Source organism: Nocardioides sp. Z13_37 (assembly GCF_058355585.1).
The window spans coordinates 53,495-68,992 of the sequence record NZ_JBZGDV010000001.1 but is presented as its reverse complement, the minus strand read 5'-3'; the positions used below and the strand labels follow the sequence as shown (position 1 = coordinate 68,992).

At 73.3% G+C, this 15,498-nt stretch carries 16 protein-coding genes; 10 read left to right on the top strand and 6 right to left on the bottom strand.

Translation table 11 applies throughout. The features are described from left to right. Positions 1-5: 5 nt before the first annotated feature. Complete coding sequence (locus tag AC4H2S_RS00335) at positions 6-881, top strand: 3-hydroxyacyl-CoA dehydrogenase family protein (RefSeq protein WP_491494966.1); 876 nt, start codon at positions 6-8, stop codon at positions 879-881. Here the strand turns inward: AC4H2S_RS00335 and AC4H2S_RS00330 are convergent. Together AC4H2S_RS00330 and dctP are read right to left on the bottom strand one after the other, a co-directional pair. After that, on the bottom strand, positions 860-1,537 hold the full coding sequence (locus AC4H2S_RS00330) for an EthD domain-containing protein (RefSeq protein WP_491494965.1): 678 nt from the start codon (positions 1,535-1,537) through the stop codon (positions 860-862). The two genes, AC4H2S_RS00335 and AC4H2S_RS00330, sit on opposite strands and share 22 nt — an antisense overlap. A 9-nt stretch (positions 1,538-1,546) precedes the next feature. Continuing rightward, positions 1,547-2,656, bottom strand: coding sequence for a TRAP transporter substrate-binding protein DctP (gene dctP / locus AC4H2S_RS00325; protein WP_491494964.1), 1,110 nt, complete (start codon positions 2,654-2,656; stop codon positions 1,547-1,549). A gap of 184 nt (positions 2,657-2,840) precedes the next feature. Between dctP and AC4H2S_RS00320 the strand changes: the two genes are divergently transcribed. The 5 genes from AC4H2S_RS00320 to AC4H2S_RS00300 all read left to right on the top strand — a co-directional run bounded on the left by AC4H2S_RS00320 (position 2,841) and on the right by AC4H2S_RS00300 (position 6,879). Beyond that, on the top strand, positions 2,841-3,575 hold the full coding sequence (locus tag AC4H2S_RS00320; protein ID WP_491494963.1) for a FadR/GntR family transcriptional regulator: 735 nt from the start codon (positions 2,841-2,843) through the stop codon (positions 3,573-3,575). 81 nt (positions 3,576-3,656) lie between these two features. Continuing rightward, complete coding sequence (locus AC4H2S_RS00315; protein WP_491494962.1) at positions 3,657-3,839, top strand: hypothetical protein; 183 nt, start codon at positions 3,657-3,659, stop codon at positions 3,837-3,839. A 217-nt stretch (positions 3,840-4,056) separates the two neighbouring features. Then, the gene (locus tag AC4H2S_RS00310; protein WP_491494961.1) at positions 4,057-4,902 is read left to right on the top strand and encodes a 3-hydroxybutyryl-CoA dehydrogenase; all 846 of its coding nucleotides are present in this window, start codon (positions 4,057-4,059) and stop codon (positions 4,900-4,902) included. A 44-nt stretch (positions 4,903-4,946) separates the two neighbouring features. Further along, positions 4,947-6,125 carry a thiolase family protein gene (locus AC4H2S_RS00305; protein WP_491494960.1) on the top strand — a complete coding sequence of 393 codons (1,179 nt, stop codon included), beginning with the start codon at positions 4,947-4,949 and terminating at the stop codon, positions 6,123-6,125. A 1-nt stretch (position 6,126) separates the two neighbouring features. Beyond that, positions 6,127-6,879, top strand: coding sequence for an enoyl-CoA hydratase/isomerase family protein (locus tag AC4H2S_RS00300; RefSeq protein WP_491494959.1), 753 nt, complete (start codon positions 6,127-6,129; stop codon positions 6,877-6,879). 41 nt (positions 6,880-6,920) lie between these two features. Here the strand turns inward: AC4H2S_RS00300 and AC4H2S_RS00295 are convergent, their stop codons facing one another. After that, positions 6,921-8,081: an acyl-CoA dehydrogenase family protein gene (locus AC4H2S_RS00295; RefSeq protein ID WP_491494958.1), complete on the bottom strand. Its 1,161-nt coding sequence runs from the start codon at positions 8,079-8,081 to the stop codon at positions 6,921-6,923. Positions 8,082-8,123: 42 nt separating this feature from the next. After that, positions 8,124-8,618, bottom strand: a complete 495-nt coding sequence (locus AC4H2S_RS00290) for a DUF1707 SHOCT-like domain-containing protein (protein ID WP_491494957.1) — start codon at positions 8,616-8,618, stop codon at positions 8,124-8,126. Positions 8,619-8,725: 107 nt separating this feature from the next. Here AC4H2S_RS00290 and AC4H2S_RS00285 point away from each other — a divergent pair, with 107 nt between their 5' ends. Both AC4H2S_RS00285 and AC4H2S_RS00280 read left to right on the top strand, forming a co-directional pair. After that, on the top strand, positions 8,726-10,093 hold the full coding sequence (locus tag AC4H2S_RS00285) for an MFS transporter (protein ID WP_491494956.1): 1,368 nt from the start codon (positions 8,726-8,728) through the stop codon (positions 10,091-10,093). Between the two features lie 48 nt (positions 10,094-10,141). Further along, entirely contained in the window at positions 10,142-10,288 is a 147-nt protein-coding gene (locus AC4H2S_RS00280; RefSeq protein ID WP_491494955.1) for a hypothetical protein, read from the top strand. A 143-nt stretch (positions 10,289-10,431) separates the two neighbouring features. Here AC4H2S_RS00280 and AC4H2S_RS00275 read toward each other — a convergent pair whose 3' ends face one another. Together AC4H2S_RS00275 and typA are read right to left on the bottom strand one after the other, a co-directional pair. Next, complete coding sequence (locus AC4H2S_RS00275) at positions 10,432-11,058, bottom strand: hypothetical protein (RefSeq protein ID WP_491494954.1); 627 nt, start codon at positions 11,056-11,058, stop codon at positions 10,432-10,434. Positions 11,059-11,066: 8 nt separating this feature from the next. Continuing rightward, positions 11,067-12,959, bottom strand: coding sequence for a translational GTPase TypA (typA, locus tag AC4H2S_RS00270; protein ID WP_491494953.1), 1,893 nt, complete (start codon positions 12,957-12,959; stop codon positions 11,067-11,069). Between the two features lie 283 nt (positions 12,960-13,242). Here typA and AC4H2S_RS00265 point away from each other — a divergent pair, with 283 nt between their 5' ends. Together AC4H2S_RS00265 and AC4H2S_RS00260 are read left to right on the top strand one after the other, a co-directional pair. Further along, positions 13,243-14,064: a hypothetical protein gene (locus AC4H2S_RS00265; protein ID WP_491494952.1), complete on the top strand. Its 822-nt coding sequence runs from the start codon at positions 13,243-13,245 to the stop codon at positions 14,062-14,064. Between the two features lie 63 nt (positions 14,065-14,127). Beyond that, on the top strand, positions 14,128-15,498 hold the full coding sequence (locus tag AC4H2S_RS00260; protein ID WP_491494951.1) for a protealysin inhibitor emfourin: 1,371 nt from the start codon (positions 14,128-14,130) through the stop codon (positions 15,496-15,498).

The window sequence follows — 15,498 nt, the reverse complement described above, 5'->3', positions numbered from 1 at the left end:
GAACCATGGTGGACAACGACGCCACGCAGAAGGTCGCCGTCATCGGCGGAGGCGTGATGGGCAACGGCATCGCCCAGCTGAGCGCCATGAACGGGCACGACGTCCGCCTCGTCGACGTCTCCGAGGATCGCCTCGAGGGTGCCCTGGCGGCCATCGGCACGAGCCTGGACCGCTTCGTGAAGTCCGGCAAGCTCGAGGCCGACGCCCGCGACGAGGTGCTCGCCCGGATCCGCCCCACGGTCTCCATCGCCGAGGCCGTCTCCGACGTCGACCTGGTGGTCGAGGCGGTGCTGGAGCGCCTCGACGTCAAGCAGGGCGTGCTCACCGAGGTCGCCGCGCACGCGCCGGCGGACGCGGTGCTCGGCACCAACACCTCACAGCTCTCGATCACCGCGATCGCGTCGGTGCTCGGTGCGGACGCCCACCGGGTGGTCGGCATGCACTTCTTCAACCCGGCCGTCCTGATGCGCCTGGTCGAGCTGGTCGTGGGACTGGAGACCTCCGAGGACACGCTGGCCCGCGCCGAGGCCTATGCGGCGTCCCTGGGCAAGGAGACGGTGGTGTGCCGCAAGGACAGCCCCGGCTTCCTGACCTCGCGCTTCTCCGCGATCCTGCGGATGGAGGCGCTGCACATGCTCGAGGAGGGACTGGCGACGCCCGAGGACATCGACAAGGCCGTCAAGCTGGCGTTCAACCACCCGATGGGCCCCCTCGAGCTCGGTGACTTCAACGGCCTCGACACCTACCTCGACGCGCTCAACGGCCTCCACGCCGCGCACGGCGAGCGCTTCCGCCCGCCGGTCGAGCTGAAGAACATGGTCGCGGCCGGCCGGCTGGGCCGCAAGAGCGGACGCGGCTTCTACGACCACTCGGGGTCGTAGGGCCCGGGCCAGCGCACCCGTCGCTCGCGCACCAGCGCGATCGAGCTCCGGGCGAGGTCGGCGACGCCACCGAGCCGCTCCAGCAGCGCCTCGTGCTCGTCGCGCCACGCCCGGAGCGCGGCGTCCTCGTCGGCCCACCACAGCTCGACGACGACGCCGAACGCCTGACGCTCGGCCACGCGCTCGTCGTCGAGCGCGGTCGAGCACATGACCCGCAGCGCCGAGCTCTGCTCAGCCGCGTCCCGCACGTCCCGGCCGTGGGCCGGGTCGGCGCCCAGGAGCAGGAGCACCTTGCCGGGAGCGTCCGCGCGGGCGAAGCCGTGCCACGGGCGGACGAGCTCCGGCGTGGTCCACGTCCGGGCGATCCGCTCGGCGTCGGCGAATCGCGGCTCGTCGACATGGGCGCCGGTCAGGTACTGCGGGTCGTGGGCCAGCGCCAGGGCGGCGTCGAGGTCGGGGAACCACACCTCCGGGAACCCGTCGTACGGGCTCCCGGAGGTGCCTGCCAAGGTCACCGGCACCCGGTGGGACTGCACGTAGCGCTCGATCCGATCGATGCGCAGCGCGTGGTCGCGGTGGACGGTGCCCCAGTGCTGCTGGAACGACTCGATCGAGTGGTCGGGTCGGCGAGGCAGCGCGGTGTAGACCTTGATCATCGGCGGGGCTCAGCCTCCGGCGATGCAGCGGGCCACGCCGCTCTCGTCGCCGTCGGGGAAGTCGGCCGCCGCGGCCGCCACCGCCGCGTCGTAGGTGTCGCGGAACGCCGCGCCGTCGTGACCGGCCTCCTCCGTCTCGGCCAGCCACCCGTCCACGACCACGTCCTCGCCGGCCGCACGCAGCGTGTCGACCTCGGCGTCGTCGAGGACGGAGAGCTCGGTGCCGGCCTCGGTGAACGCGGTGCACGCCTCGGCCTCGGCCTCACGGTTCTGCGCCTCGTACATCGCGGGGGCCTCGGCCGAGACCTCCCGGATCACCTCCTGCTGCTCCGCGCTGAGGCGGTCCCACCCGGCCTGGCTCATGGCGAGGGTGGAGGCGGTCTGCGCGCCGGTGGAGGCGTCGACGACGTAGTCGCTGATCTCCTCGAGCTTGAGCGAGGGCAGGGCGCCGAACTGGACCCCGTACACCGCGTCGATCAGACCTCGGTCCATCGAGCCGTAGAGCTCGGTCGGGGGCAGGGCGATGACGTTGGCGCCGTTGGCGTCGAGCGCACGGCTGCCCCGGTCCATGCCGCGGACCTTGAGGCCCTTGAAGTCCTCGGCCGTGGCCAGCTCGCGGGTCGAGGCGATGGCGGACGACCCACCCACGTTCCAGGCGAGCGGGACCAGCTCCTGCGAGGCCCACTCCTCGGCGAGGTCCTCGTCCTCGGCGACCAGGGTGGACATCGCCGAGGCGATGGCGCCGACGTTGTTCGTGCCGAACGGCAGCTCGTTGACCGCGGTCAGCGGGAAGCGACCCGGGTAGAAGGTCGGCGTCACCTGGGCGAGGTCGGCGCGGCCGTCGACCAGGCCCTCGACCACCTCGTCGCCGGCGAGCAGGGTGGCGTCCCAGTACTGCTCGAACTCGATGGACCCGTCGCTGCGCTCGGTGACCTCGTCCATCCACTGCTTCCAGGTGCGCGCGATGGGGTTGTTCTCGGAGGTGAAGTAGCTGAACCGCAGGGTGACGGTGCCGTCGGACGCGTCGGCGTCGTCGCTGCCGCAGGCTGCGGTCATCGTCACCATCGCGGCGCCCATCAGCAGGGCGATCGCTCGCCGGGGGGACGGGTGTCGGGTCATGGGGCGCTCCTCGGGTGCTGGACAAAACCGTGATAACTATTGGATTCTTTATGCAGCACGTCAAGGCCTGACGGTGGCCGGCCCGGCCCGATCGCCGCCCGGCCGACACGCGTTCGCGGGCCCCTTCGGTGCCCATGATTGATAGGGTCCGTTCGATCTCGGAGCAGAAAGAGGGGAAGCGGCGATGAGCGCGAGCTCCAGGCCACAGAAGACCGCGCTGATCGTCGCCAAGCGCGTCGTCGACGACATCTACCGCAGCGGGCAGTCGGCGGGTGATCGCCTGCCCCCCGAGCGCGTGATGCTTGAGCAGTACGGGGTGGGCCGCGGCACGCTCCGCGAGGCGCTGCGCTTCCTCGAGCTGCAGGGCGTGCTGACCCTCAAGCCCGGCCCCGGCGGTGGTCCGGTCATCGAGAAGCCCGACGCGACCTACCTCGCCAACGGGCTCGTGCTGCTCCTGCAGTTCAGCGAGTCCCCCTTCTCGATGATCGTCGAGGCGCGCGGCGACCTCGAGCCGGTGATGGCGCGCCACGCGGCCGGCCGGATGAAGAAGGAGTCCCTGGGCCAGCTCGGCGACTCGGTCGAGAAGATGCGGGAGAACCTCGAGAACCGCGAGATCTTCCTCGCCACCAACCGGGAGTTCCACGAGCTCATCGCGTGGGGCTCGGGCAACGCGATGTACGGCTTCCTCATCGACGCGCTCGTCGACATCGTCGACGGCACCCACATGGGCGTCGACTACCCCGAGCAGCGCCGCAAGGCGATCCTGAGCGCCCACGAGCGCATCCTCGCCGCCCTCGAGTCGCACGACGGCGACAGCTCGTTCGCGGCGATGGAGGAGCACATGCGCGAGTTCGTCCGCTACATGCAGCGCCGCTACTCCGACGTCCTCCACCAGACCGTGACGTGGGACATCCTCTGACGCAGCCCCGCTGACCCACCCCTGCGGGTGCGGCGACGCGAAGGATTGCCGTTCGGCCCGAAGATCATTATCATCATTTACATGGTCGCGTCCGTTCCTGCCGGGCACCCCCGACGTCCCGCGCGGAGGGCGCCCGGCGACGTCTACTCGGCCGTGTGCGTGGCCGCCGCCCTGGCCTGCCTCGTCGGCGGCCTGCTCCTGACCGCCGCGACGATCCTGGTGGGCGTCGCGCTCCACTGGGCGCTCGTCCGTCGCGCACGGTGAGCGCCCGGACGGCGGGCGCCGGGCGCGTCCGCTCGGGGTGCTGGGGCCCGCGTACGTCGCCGCCGCTGCCGGTCGGCGGGCTCGACGTGGGGCCGGCGCCGACCGCGGTGCTCGCCCGAGCGGCGACCCCGGACGCTGACGTCCGGCGCGACCCAGTGACAACCCCGCGGGCCGAGCGGCCCGCGGACGACGAACAACCGATGGAGAGGTGCAGGACGTGGAGAAGGTCGGAGTGGTCGGGTGCGGGCTGATGGGAGCCGGCATCGCGGAGGTCTGCGCACGAGCAGGCACCGACGTCGTGGTGGTGGAGTCCAGTGCCTCGGCGGTGGACGCGGGTCGTGCGCGCCTCGAGCGCTCGCTGTCGCGTGCGGAGGAGAAGGGCAAGGTCGACTCCGCGGCACGGGTGCTGGAGCGGATCCGCTTCGCGACCGCGGTCGACGAGCTCGCCGACCGCGAGCTGGTCGTCGAGGCCATCGTCGAGGACGAGGCGGTCAAGGCCGACCTGTTCCGCAGGCTCGACGCGGTGGTGGAGTCGCCCGAGGCGATCCTGGCCTCCAACACGTCGTCGATCCCGATCATGAAGCTGGGCGTGGTGACCTCGCGGCCGCAGCAGGTGGTCGGGATGCACTTCTTCAACCCGGTGCCCGTGCTCCAGCTCGTCGAGATCGCCCCGAGCCTGCTCACCTCGCCCGAGACGACCCGGCGCGCCCGCGAGTTCGTCGAGGGCCCGCTGGGCAAGCAGGCGATCGACTGCCAGGACCGGGCCGGCTTCGTCGTCAACGCGCTGCTGGTGCCCTTCATCCTCTCGGCGATCCGGATGCTGGAGTCGGGCTCCGCGACGGCCGAGGACATCGACCGCGGGCTGGTGCTCGGCGCGGCCCACCCGCTGGGCCCCCTCGCGCTCGCCGACCTGATCGGCCTCGACACGACCGCCGCGGTGGCCGACTCGCTCTACGCCGAGTTCAAGGAGCCGCTGTACGCCGCGCCGCCGCTCCTGGCGCGCATGGTCGACGCCGGCCTGCTGGGGCGCAAGTCCGGTCGCGGCTTCTACACCTACGCCTGACGCGCGAGCAGCCACCACCCGCACACCACCCCCCGAGGAGACACATGAACAACGACCGGATCGTCGTGGTCGACGGCGCCCGCACCCCCATCGGCAGCTTCGGCGGTGCCTTCAAGGACGTCCCCGGCTTCGAGCTGGGCGCGACGGCCGTGAAGGCGGCGCTCGAGCGCGCCGGCGTCGCGGCCGACGACATCGCGGAGGTCGTGATGGGGTGCATCGGGCAGGTCGGCCCCGACGCCTACAACGCCCGCCGGGTCGCGATGACCGCCGGCCTTCCGGCCAACGTTCCGGCCTACACCGTCAACCGGCTCTGCGGCTCCGGCCTGCAGGCCGTCTGGTCGGCGGCGATGGAGATGCGGTGGAACGACCTCGACCTCACGGTCGCGGGCGGCGACGAGTCGATGACGCGGATGCCGTTCTACGACTTCGGCGCCCGCAACGGGCTCCGGCTCGGTGACCGCACGCTCGTCGACGGCACGGTGATGATGCTGACCGACCCGTTCCACGGCACCCACATGGGCGTGACCGCCGAGAACGTCGCCACGAAGTACGGCGTCTCGCGCGCCGAGCAGGACGAGTTCGCCGTCGAGTCGCAGCGGCGCGCGGCCACGCCCGAGGCGCAGGCGGCGTTCGCCGAGGAGATCGTCGAGGTGAGCGTGGGCGGCCGCAAGCCGCACGTGGTCTCGCAGGACGAGCACCCCCGGCCCGGCACCACCCTGGAGGCGCTGGCCGGCCTGCGGCCCGCGTTCGCCGAGGGCGGCACCGTCACGGCGGGCAACGCCTCGGGCATCAACGACGGGGCGGCGGCGCTGGTGCTGGCGCGCGAGCCCGTCCTGGCCGAGCGCGGGCTCACCGGGCTGGTCTCGATCGAGGCGGTCACCACCGCGGCCATGGAGCCGGAGCTGATGGGCTACGCGCCGACCCTCGCCCTGCGCGCGCTCTTCGAGAAGACCGGGACCACCCCCTCCGACATCGGCATCATCGAGCTCAACGAGGCCTTCGCCTCGCAGGCGGTGGCCGTCATCCGCGACGCCGGGCTCGACCCCGCGCAGGTCAACCCCTACGGCGGTGCGATCGCGCTCGGCCACCCGGTCGGTGCGACGGGCGCCAACCTGACCCTGCGGGTCGCGCGCGACATGGTGCGCCGCGACCTCGAGCTGGGCATCGTGACGATGTGCATCGGCGGCGGCCAGGCCCTGGCTGCCCTGTTCAGGAGGCTCTGACGTGTCCGGACCGGTGACCTGCACGATCGTCGACGGCGTCGCGCACGTCGAGCTCGACCGCCCCGCGTCGGCCAACGCCATCGACATCCCGCTCGCGCTGGCGCTGCACGAGGTGGTGACGACGATCGCGGCGGACGAGGCGGTGCGGGCCGTGCTCGTCACCGGGGCGGGCAAGCGGTTCTGCGCAGGCGGCGACGTGGGGTCGTTCGTCGCCGCGGACGACCCGGCCGAGCACCTCCACGAGCTCGCCTCGCAGGCCGACGCCGCGGTGCGGGCCCTGGAGGCCCTGGCCAAGCCGGTCGTGGCCGTCGTGCACGGCGCGGTGGCCGGGGCAGGGCTGGCCGTCATGCTCGCCTGCGACCTGGTCGTGGCGGCCGAGGGCACGAAGTTCGCCTTCGCCTACCCCGGCATCGGGCTCAGCCCGGACTGCGGGGTGTCCTACCTGCTGCCGCGCGCGATCGGCTCCCACCGGGCGCTCGGGTTCGCGCTGGGCGGTCGGCCGGTCGACGCGGCGACGGCGTACGAGTGGGGGATGGTGACCGAGGTCGCCGAGGACGCCCTCGGCCGTGGCGAGGAGCTGGCGAGGTCGCTCGCCGACGGTCCGGCGGTCGCCCTGGGCGCCACCCGCCGGCTGCTCCGCGCGGGCTGGGAGGCGGGGCGGGTCGCGACGGGTGCCGAGGAGGCGCGGTCGATCTCCGAGCTGGTGGCCGGGGCGGAGGCCCGCGAGCTGATCGAGAGGTTCCTCGCCCGGTGACGGTCGGACGGCGCCCCGGGCCCACCGGGGCGCCGTCTCGCTCAGCCGATCGCGCCGGCGGCGTCCTTGGCCAGCGACCGCGAGACGACCATCCGCTGGATCTGGTTGGTGCCCTCGAAGATCTGCATGACCTTGGCCTCGCGCATGTAGCGCTCGACCGGGAAGTCGCGGGTGTAGCCGTAGCCGCCGAGCACCTGGACCGCGTCGGTGGTGACCTTCATGGCGTTGTCGGTGGCGACGAGCTTGGCGATCGAGGCCTCGCGCGAGAACGGCAGCCCCGCGTCGCGCAGCCGGGCGGCGTGCAGCATCGTGGCGCGCGCCGAGACGATCGCGGCCTCCATGTCGGCGAGCACGAACGCGAGGCCCTGGTGGTCGATGATGCGCTTGCCGAAGGTCTCCCGCTCGCGGGCATAGGCCACGGCCGCGTCGAGCGCACCCTGGGCCAGGCCCACCGCGACGGCGGCGATGCCGAGGCGGCCCGAGTCGAGTCCGGCGAGCGCGATGCGGAGGCCCTCGCCCTCGGCGCCGAGGCGGCGCGAGGCGTCGACGCGTACGCCGTCGAAGCGCATGTTGGCCGTCGCCGAGCCGGTGAGGCCCATCTTGCGCTCCGGCGGGTCGGCGCTGAGGCCCTCGGCGTCGCCGGGCACGAGGAAGCAGGAGATGCCGTTGCGGTCGTCGGAGGTGCGGGCCATCACCTTGTAGAAGTCGGCGTGGCCGCCGTGGGTGGTCCAGGCCTTGGCGCCGTTGATGACGTAGGAGTCGCCGTCGCGGCGCGCGGTCGTACGCATCGCGGCGGGGTCGGAGCCGGCGTGCGCCTCGGAGAGGCAGTAGGCGCCGAGCAGGTCGCCGCTGAGCATGTCGGACAGCCACTCGGCTCGCTGCTCGTCGGTGCCGAAGTGGGCGAGGCCGAAGCACGACAGCGCGTGGACCGAGACCCCCACCCCGACCGACGACCACACCGCCCCGATCTCCTCGAGCACCTGGAGGTAGACCTCGTAGGGCTGGCCGCCCCCGCCCTGCTCCTCGGGATAGGGCAGCGACAGCAGGCCGGCCTGGCCGAGCATGGCGAAGACGTCGCGCGGGAACGTCTCGGTCGCCTCCGCCTCGGCCGAGCGCGGGGCGAGCTCCTTGGTCGCGATCTCGCGGGTCAGCGCGAGCAGGTCACGGGCCTCGTCGGTGGGCAGGTGGCGGCGTGCGGTCATGTGGCGGAGGCTACCCGCGCGGCGGGTGCCGTCCGCAGCCGGTCAGCGGCGGGGGTGGGCCCAGCGGTAGAGCGCGATCAGGCCCGGCAGGAACAGCACGAGCACGACGATGCCGGCGATCCGCGAGCCCCCGTCGGTGCCGAAGAGCAGCAGGCCGCCGCCGATGAGGATGAAGGGCGCGGTGAACAGCCCGACCATCCAGAACAGCAGCCGGGGCACGATGCTCCGGGAGCGGGCGGGGGGTGCGGGCGCCAGCAGGTGGTGGGCCGGCGCGGTGGGAGCCTCCAGCCCGGCCATCGCGTCCTCGAGGTCGCCGTAGGTGCGGGCGGCGAGGGCGAGCGAGGTGCGCTCGTCGAGCTCGGAGGAGGTGATGCGGCCTTCGCTGAAGGCGGCCGACAGCCGGCGGCACACCTGGTCGCGCTCGGCGTCGGAGACGAAGAGGGCGTCGCGCTGCGCGTCGGCCCGCTCCTGCAGGCGCCGCCACCGCGCGTAGGCGTCGTCGCCCGGAGCCGATGAGGTGTCGTGCGGCATGCTCATGCGCCACAGGGTAGGGCCCCACGGTGCGTGGCTCGTCGTCTTCTCGGGCATCGCCGGGGAACATCGCCGGGGAATCAGGCGCAGCGCGCGCAGGTTGTCGCCAGGTGATGGCCTCCACGTCCGCACAGCCCGACGCCGAGACCCCGGACGACTCACGTCGGGTGTCGCTGCTGCTGGGCCTGCTCTTCGGCCTCGCCGGCATGGGCTCCTCCAGCGCCGCGATCGCGCTGGCGCTCCTCGGCGAGGACCTCGGAGTGAGCGCCGGGCTCGCGGCGTGGGCGATCAGCCTCTACGTCCTGATGCTGGCGGTCACCACGGCGCTCTACGGCCGGATCTCCGACCTCGTGGGCGTCCGGGGGCCGCTCCTGGCCGGTCTGGTGCTGATGTCGGTGGGCGCGCTCGTCGCCGCGCTCGCCCCGACGTTCGAGGTGCTCCTCGGCGCGCGGCTGCTGCAGGGCGCCGGCGCCGCCGCGGTGCCGACGCTGGGCGTCACCGTCCTGTCCGCGAAGTACACCGGCGAGGTGCGCGGCCTGGCGTTCGGTCGCCTGGCCGGTGTCGCCGCCGCCGTCAGCTGCCTCGGGCCGCTGATCGGCGGACTCGTGGAGGCGGCGTGGGGCTGGCGCGCGGTCATGGCGCTGCCCATCCTGGGTGCCCTCGTCGTCCCGCTGCTGTGGCGCGCGCTGCCGACCGGTGGGAGCGGGGCCCGCCTCGACGTCGTCGGCGCGGTCGTGGTGGCCCTCACCGCCGCCGGCATGGTGCTGCTCGTCCAGTCGCCGTCGGCGGGCCTGGTGGTGGCAGCGGTGGGCGCCACCCTGCTGGTCCTGGGCGTGCCCGCCGTCCGTGCGTCCGTGCGCCGTCGCCCCGACGGCTTCCTGCCGGTCGAGGTGATCCGCAACGCCACGGTCGTGCGGAGCGCCGTCGCCGCCTCCGCGGTCCCGGCCTCGTGGTTCGCGATGCTCATCGCGCTGCCCGCGGTACTGCTGGGGGAGGGCTGGCAGGCGTGGCAGGTCGGCCTGGCCATGGTGCCGAGCGCCGCGGTGGCGCTGCTCGTCCCGCAGGTCGCCGGCCCGATGCTCACCCGGATCGGAGCCGGGCGCTCGCTCGCCGTCGCCGGGCTGGTGGCGTCGGTGGCGCTGCTGGTCTCCGCGGCCGGCGCCCACTGGACGAGCGCCACCGTGCTGGTCGTGGGCATCGTCCTGGTGACCTTCGCCTTCGGCGTCGGCCAGCCCGCGCTGAGCGCCGTGGTGGGCGACGCCGTGCACGAGGAGGTGCGGGGCGTGGCGCTCGGCGTCTCGACGCTGCTGTTCCTCATCGGCGGCAGCGTCGGCTCGGCGGTCGTGGCCGGCGTCAGCGGACCGCTGGGCATGCCGGTCGGCCTGCTGCTGCTCGCGCTCCTCCCGCTGCTCGGGCTCCTCGTGCTGGCACCGACGCTCCGCGCCGAGCCGGTCGAGCCGGTCGAGCCCGCCGAGGCCTGAGCGGGCCGCGGCCGCGCGCTTTCCCTACCAAAGAGGTATGGCGGCGTGGTGAAGTTCGACGGGAAGGGGGCCTACAGCAAGCTCCGCACGTTCGAGCTCACCAAGCCCCGCAAGGGCACGCTGCGGGTCGTGGTGGACAAGAACAAGCCGGTGCGGATCGAGGGCGTCGCCCTCGTCACCGACCTGTCGGACTGACCCCGGCTGCGGACATCGTGGAGGATCCGAGTCACCTGGTGGCTCGGATCTTCCACGATGTCGTCGGAGTCCCCGCTCGAGCGGGGACTCCGACAACGCGTGAGCCGCGGACGCCGAGCGGTGAGCGGCGAGCGGCGAGCGGCCTACGCCTGGCGGGAGCGCTCGGCGAGGGCGACGGCCGCGCGCTGGACGAGCGGCTGCTCCTCGGGATCGCGGGCGGCCTCGTGGGGCACCGCGCCGCCCAGCAGGGCGGCCGGGGTGGTGAGCCAGATCCACGCCCGCCAGGGGTCGACGCCGGCGGCGAGCAAGGGCTCGATCACGGCCAGCAGCTCCTCGCGCACCTCGCCGGCGTCGTCGAGCTGGAAGGCCGGCACCAGCGTGCCGCCCTCGTGCTGGACGAGCAGCACGCCGCGGCGCTCGGCCGCCTTGTGCAGGGCGAAGCGCGCGGCGTTCTCGGACACGCCGCGCCGGCGGGCCACGCCGGCGTAGTCGAGCCAGCCGCCGTCGAGGAGCGACTGGCGCACCTCGGCGTCGCGGCGCAGCCGCACCAGCTCCACGGGCACGCCGTGGGCCGGGTCCTCGCCCACCGAGCGCAGGGCGCGGTCGAGCTCGGCGAGGCGCTCGGCGTCGAGCTCGTCGCCGGTCGCCGGGTCGCGCCAGCGCGCCACGTCACCGTCGCGCTCGTAGGTCGGCAGCCCGGCCGCGGCCAGCTGCCCGCTCAGGCCGAGCCGCTCGAGCCAGGCCGCGAGCTCCGTCCCGAGGTCGGCCACCGCAGGACCTACTTGTTGGCCTTGCGGGCCCGCGACGCCGTCTTGGCGCGGGCGTTGGCGTCGAGCACGACCTTGCGGATGCGCACCTGGTCCGGCGTCACCTCGACGCACTCGTCCTCGCGGCAGAACTCCAGGCACTGCTCGAGCGAGAGCCGCTTCGGCGGGATCAGCTTCTCGAAGTTGTCGGAGGTGGCGGAGCGGATGTTGGTCTGCTGCTTCTCCTTGGTGATGTTGACGTCCATGTCGTCGGCGCGGGAGTTCTCGCCGACGATCATGCCCTCGTAGACCTCGGTGGCCGGCTCGACGAAGAGCACGCCGCGCTCCTGCAGCGACGTCATGGCGTACGCCGTGGCCGCGCCGGCGCGGTCGGCGACCAGCGAGCCGTTGTTGCGCGAGCGGATCTCGCCGGCCCACGGGAAGTAGCCCTCGGAGATGTGGTGGGCGATGCCGGTGCCGCGGGTCTCGGTGAGGAACTCGGTGCGGAAGCCGATCAGGCCACGGGAGGGGACGACGAAGTCCATGCGCACCCAGCCGGTGCCGTGGTTGGTCATGCCCTCCATGCGGCCCTTGCGGCTGGCCAGCAGCTCGGTGATGGTGCCGAGGTACTCCTCCGGGGCGTCGATGGTCAGCCGCTCGAAGGGCTCGTGGACCTTGCCGTCGATCTCGCGGGTGACCACCTGCGGCTTGCCGACGGTGAGCTCGAAGCCCTCGCGGCGCATCTGCTCGACGAGGATGGCCAGGGCGAGCTCGCCGCGGCCCTGGACCTCCCAGGCGTCGGGGCGCTCGGTCGGGAGCACGCGCAGCGACACGTTGCCGATGAGCTCGGCGTCGAGGCGGTCCTTGACCAGGCGCGCGGTGACCTTGGAGCCCTTGACCTTGCCGACCAGCGGCGAGGTGTTGGTGCCGATGGTCATCGAGATCGCCGGCTCGTCGACGTGGATGAGCGGCAGCGCGACGGGGTTCTCGGAGTCGGCGAGGGTCTCGCCGATGGTGATGTCGGGGATGCCGGCGATGGCGACGATGTCGCCGGGGCCGGCCGACTCGCCCGGCTTGCGCTCGAGGCCCTCGGTGACGAGGAGCTCGGTGATGCGGACGTTCCTCACGGTGCCGTCGCGCTTCATCCACGCGACGGTCTGGCCCTTCTTCAGGGTGCCCTGGTGGACGCGCAGCAGCGCGAGGCGACCGAGGAACGGCGAGGAGTCGAGGTTGGTCACGTGGGCCTGCAGCGGCGCCTCGTCGTCGTACTGCGGGGCGGGGATGGTCTCGAGGATCGTCTTGAAGAGCGGCTCGAGGTCGGTGCCCTCGGGCATCGAGCCGTTCTCGGGCTGCTCGAGCGAGGCGATGCCTGCCTTGCCGGAGGCGTAGACGACGGGGAAGTCGAGTGCGTCCTGGCTGTGCGACTCGTCGAGCAGGTCCATGAAGAGCTCGTAGGACTCGTCGACGACCTCGGTGATGCGGGCGTCGCTGCGGTCGGTCTTGTTGACGACCAGGATCACCGGCATGTCGGCGTTGAGCGCCTTGCGGAGCACGAAGCGGGTCTGGGGGAGCGGACCCTCGGAGGCGTCGACGAGCAGCACGATGCCGTCGACCATCGACAGGCCGCGCTCGACCTCGCCACCGAAGTCGGCGTGGCCGGGGGTGTCGATGATGTTGATGACCATCGGCTGGCCGCCGCCGGCGGGACCGGCGTAGTGCACCGCGGTGTTCTTCGCGAGGATGGTGATGCCCTTCTCGCGCTCGAGGTCGCCGGAGTCCATGACGCGGTCGGCGACGCTCTCGGCCTGGTGCGCGGTGAAGGCACCGGCCTGGCGGAGCATCGCGTCGACCAGCGTGGTCTTGCCGTGGTCGACGTGTGCGACGATCGCGACGTTGCGCAGGTCGGAGCGGGACTGGATGGGCATGCAGGGGCCTTCCGGGCGGAGATCAGGTGGCGACAGGCGGCCGAGCAGCCGCACGCACAGAGGCGTGGATCGCCCGACAAGGTTACCGGCGGCACGGCCGAGGCGCTCAATTCCGACGGCCACGCCCCACGGCGGGGAGACAGTTCGCGCACGAGACGGCCACCGCACGGCAAAAGCGTCTCGATGACGAGAGACCGCCCACTACCGTCGCCGACACAGGCCGGAGTGCAGCGCGTGGGGATGCGCTCGTCCGGTGCCGAGCCGTCATCCGGAGGGATGATCCATGCTCACCACCACCGTCACCCCTGACGCAGCCGCCCCGCACGCCACCACCCGACGCACCGTGCTCCGGGCCGCCGCCTGGACCGCGCCCGCGGTCTCGATGGTCGTCGCGGTGCCGGCCTACGCCGCCGCCTCGGGCCCGGTCGCCTGCGCGGACGCCGCGTACGAGATCCGCTGGGCGTCGCACTACAACGCGCGGGCCCGGACGGCGACCGCCCGGCTGACGCGCGCCGTCGGCTCGGGGGCGCTGGGCACCGCCCCGCTGACGATGGTGGTGTCGAGCTCGTTCCAGGGCAGCCTCGTCGCCGGCAGCACCGGGGCCTACTCCAACCTGGCGCTGTCCCCGGGCAACGTCGGCGGCACCGGCGGCCGCGGCCTGACGATCATGCAGCAGGCGGCGTCGCGGGTGACCTCGCTCTCCACGCCCCGCAGCCAGCACCGCCAGGAGGTCACCCTCGTGTTCAGTCGTCCGGTGTCCAACCTCGCGTTCACCCTGACCGACATCGACTCGCTGGGCCGGACGATGGGCAACGGCCAGTACCAGGACCGGGTCAGCGTGAGCGGCGCGCCGAGCGGCGCACGGGCCAACCAGGTCGTCGGCGCGGGCACGGCCAACGACCCGTGGCGCGCGACGGGGGCGAACGTCGAGCAGGACCCGGTGAGCGGCTCGCGGGGCAACGTGGTCGTGAGCTACGCCGGCCGGCCGGCGTCCGACGTCTACCGGATCACCTACTGGAACGACCAGTCCGGCCCGCTCGCCTCCCGAGGCCGGCAGGGCATCGTCCTCACCGACCTCACCTTCACCGCCGCGTCCTGCGCCTGACTCCCGCCCCCCGGCGTCGTCCGCGTCCTTCCCCCTGTCGGTGACGCGGGGTAGACAGGGGCCATGACCACGTCTCGGGCCGATCGCTGCACCTTCATCCCGCCCTGGCTCGTGGAGCGGGTCGACGGCCCCGAGCGCGCCGCCGCCGACGAGGCGCTGCGCCGCGAGCGGGCCGCCCGCGGCGGGGTCCGGCCGGAGCCCGCCCCGCTCGAGGGTGCGGCCGCGACCGTCGCGTGGACGGTGCACGACGCCGGGTCGAGCACCTCGCTGCCGGGCAACCCGGCCCGGCGCGCGGGCGAGCCCGCGACCGGCGACCCGGCGGTCGACGAGGCGGCCACCGGCATCGAGGCGACGCTGCTGATGTTCCTCGACGACCTGGGGCGCGACTCCTACGACGACGCGGGCGCCCCCGTCAGCCTGACCGTCCACTACGGCTCGCGCTACAACAACGCGTTCTGGAACGGCACCCAGCTGGTCTTCGGCGACGGCGACGGCCGTGTGTTCGAGCGCTTCACCAAGCCCGTCGACGTCCTGGCGCACGAGTTCTCCCACGCCGTCGTCGAGCGCACCGCCGCCCTCGCCTACGACGGCCAGTCCGGTGCGCTCAACGAGTCGGTCGCCGATGCCTTCGCCTCCTGCCTCAAGCAGCGCCTCCTCGGCCAGGACGCCGCCGAGGCCGACTGGCTCATCGGGGAGGGGATCTTCTTGCCGCGCGTGCAGGCCCGGGCGCTGCGTGACCTGGCTGCTCCCGGCACCGCCTACGACGACCCCGAGATCGGCGCCGACCCGCAGGTGGCCCACCTGGACGACTACGTCGAGACCACCGACGACAACGGTGGCGTCCACCTCAACTCCGGCATCCCCAACAAGGCGTTCCAGCTCGCCGCCGTGGCGATCGGGGGCCGGGCGATCGAGGGTGCCGGCCGCATCTGGTACGACGCGCTCGTCGGCGGCGACGTCCCCTCGGGCGCCACCTTCGCGACGTTCGCCGCGGCCACCGTGGCCGCGGCCGGCGAGCACGCCGACGCGGTCCGCGAGGCGTGGGCCCAGGTCGGCGTCGAGCCGGCCCGCACCGGCGCGGTCGTCCCGCCCTCGGCCATGCCTCCGTCCACGGCTCCGTCCACGCCTCCGTCCGAGCCCAGCGTCGCCGGGGGCCGGCTCCGCGTCGAGCGCAGCGGCGGCTTCGTCGGCCGCACCGAGGCGGCCGAGGTCGACCTCGACCCCGCCGACCCCGACCTCGGCCGGCTGGTGACCGAGGCCGTGCTGGGGTCGGCGAGCACCGACGGCCCGCCGCGGCCCGACATGTTCGTCTACACGTTCACCGTCGACGACCGGGCGCCGGTGCGGGTGCCCGAGCACCTGCTGACCGCCAGCCAGGCCGAGCTCGCCAGCCGGGTCCTGCGCCCCGGTGCGGACGCCGGATGGGCGGGCTGA

Bases quoted from the DNA above. Each gene is read 5' to 3' on its own strand.
- AC4H2S_RS00290 (WP_491494957.1), bottom strand. From the start codon at position 8,618: ATGAGCATGCCGCACGACACCTCATCGGCTCCGGGCGACGACGCCTAC.
- typA (WP_491494953.1), bottom strand. From the start codon at position 12,959: ATGCCCATCCAGTCCCGCTCCGACCTGCGCAACGTCGCGATCGTCGCA.
- AC4H2S_RS00305 (WP_491494960.1), top strand. From the start codon at position 4,947: ATGAACAACGACCGGATCGTCGTGGTCGACGGCGCCCGCACCCCCATC.
- AC4H2S_RS00315 (WP_491494962.1), top strand. From the start codon at position 3,657: ATGGTCGCGTCCGTTCCTGCCGGGCACCCCCGACGTCCCGCGCGGAGG.
- AC4H2S_RS00330 (WP_491494965.1), bottom strand. From the start codon at position 1,537: ATGATCAAGGTCTACACCGCGCTGCCTCGCCGACCCGACCACTCGATC.
- AC4H2S_RS00295 (WP_491494958.1), bottom strand. From the start codon at position 8,081: ATGACCGCACGCCGCCACCTGCCCACCGACGAGGCCCGTGACCTGCTC.
- AC4H2S_RS00260 (WP_491494951.1), top strand. From the start codon at position 14,128: ATGACCACGTCTCGGGCCGATCGCTGCACCTTCATCCCGCCCTGGCTC.
- AC4H2S_RS00265 (WP_491494952.1), top strand. From the start codon at position 13,243: ATGCTCACCACCACCGTCACCCCTGACGCAGCCGCCCCGCACGCCACC.
- AC4H2S_RS00285 (WP_491494956.1), top strand. From the start codon at position 8,726: ATGGCCTCCACGTCCGCACAGCCCGACGCCGAGACCCCGGACGACTCA.
- AC4H2S_RS00320 (WP_491494963.1), top strand. From the start codon at position 2,841: ATGAGCGCGAGCTCCAGGCCACAGAAGACCGCGCTGATCGTCGCCAAG.
- AC4H2S_RS00335 (WP_491494966.1), top strand. From the start codon at position 6: ATGGTGGACAACGACGCCACGCAGAAGGTCGCCGTCATCGGCGGAGGC.
- dctP (WP_491494964.1), bottom strand. From the start codon at position 2,656: ATGACCCGACACCCGTCCCCCCGGCGAGCGATCGCCCTGCTGATGGGC.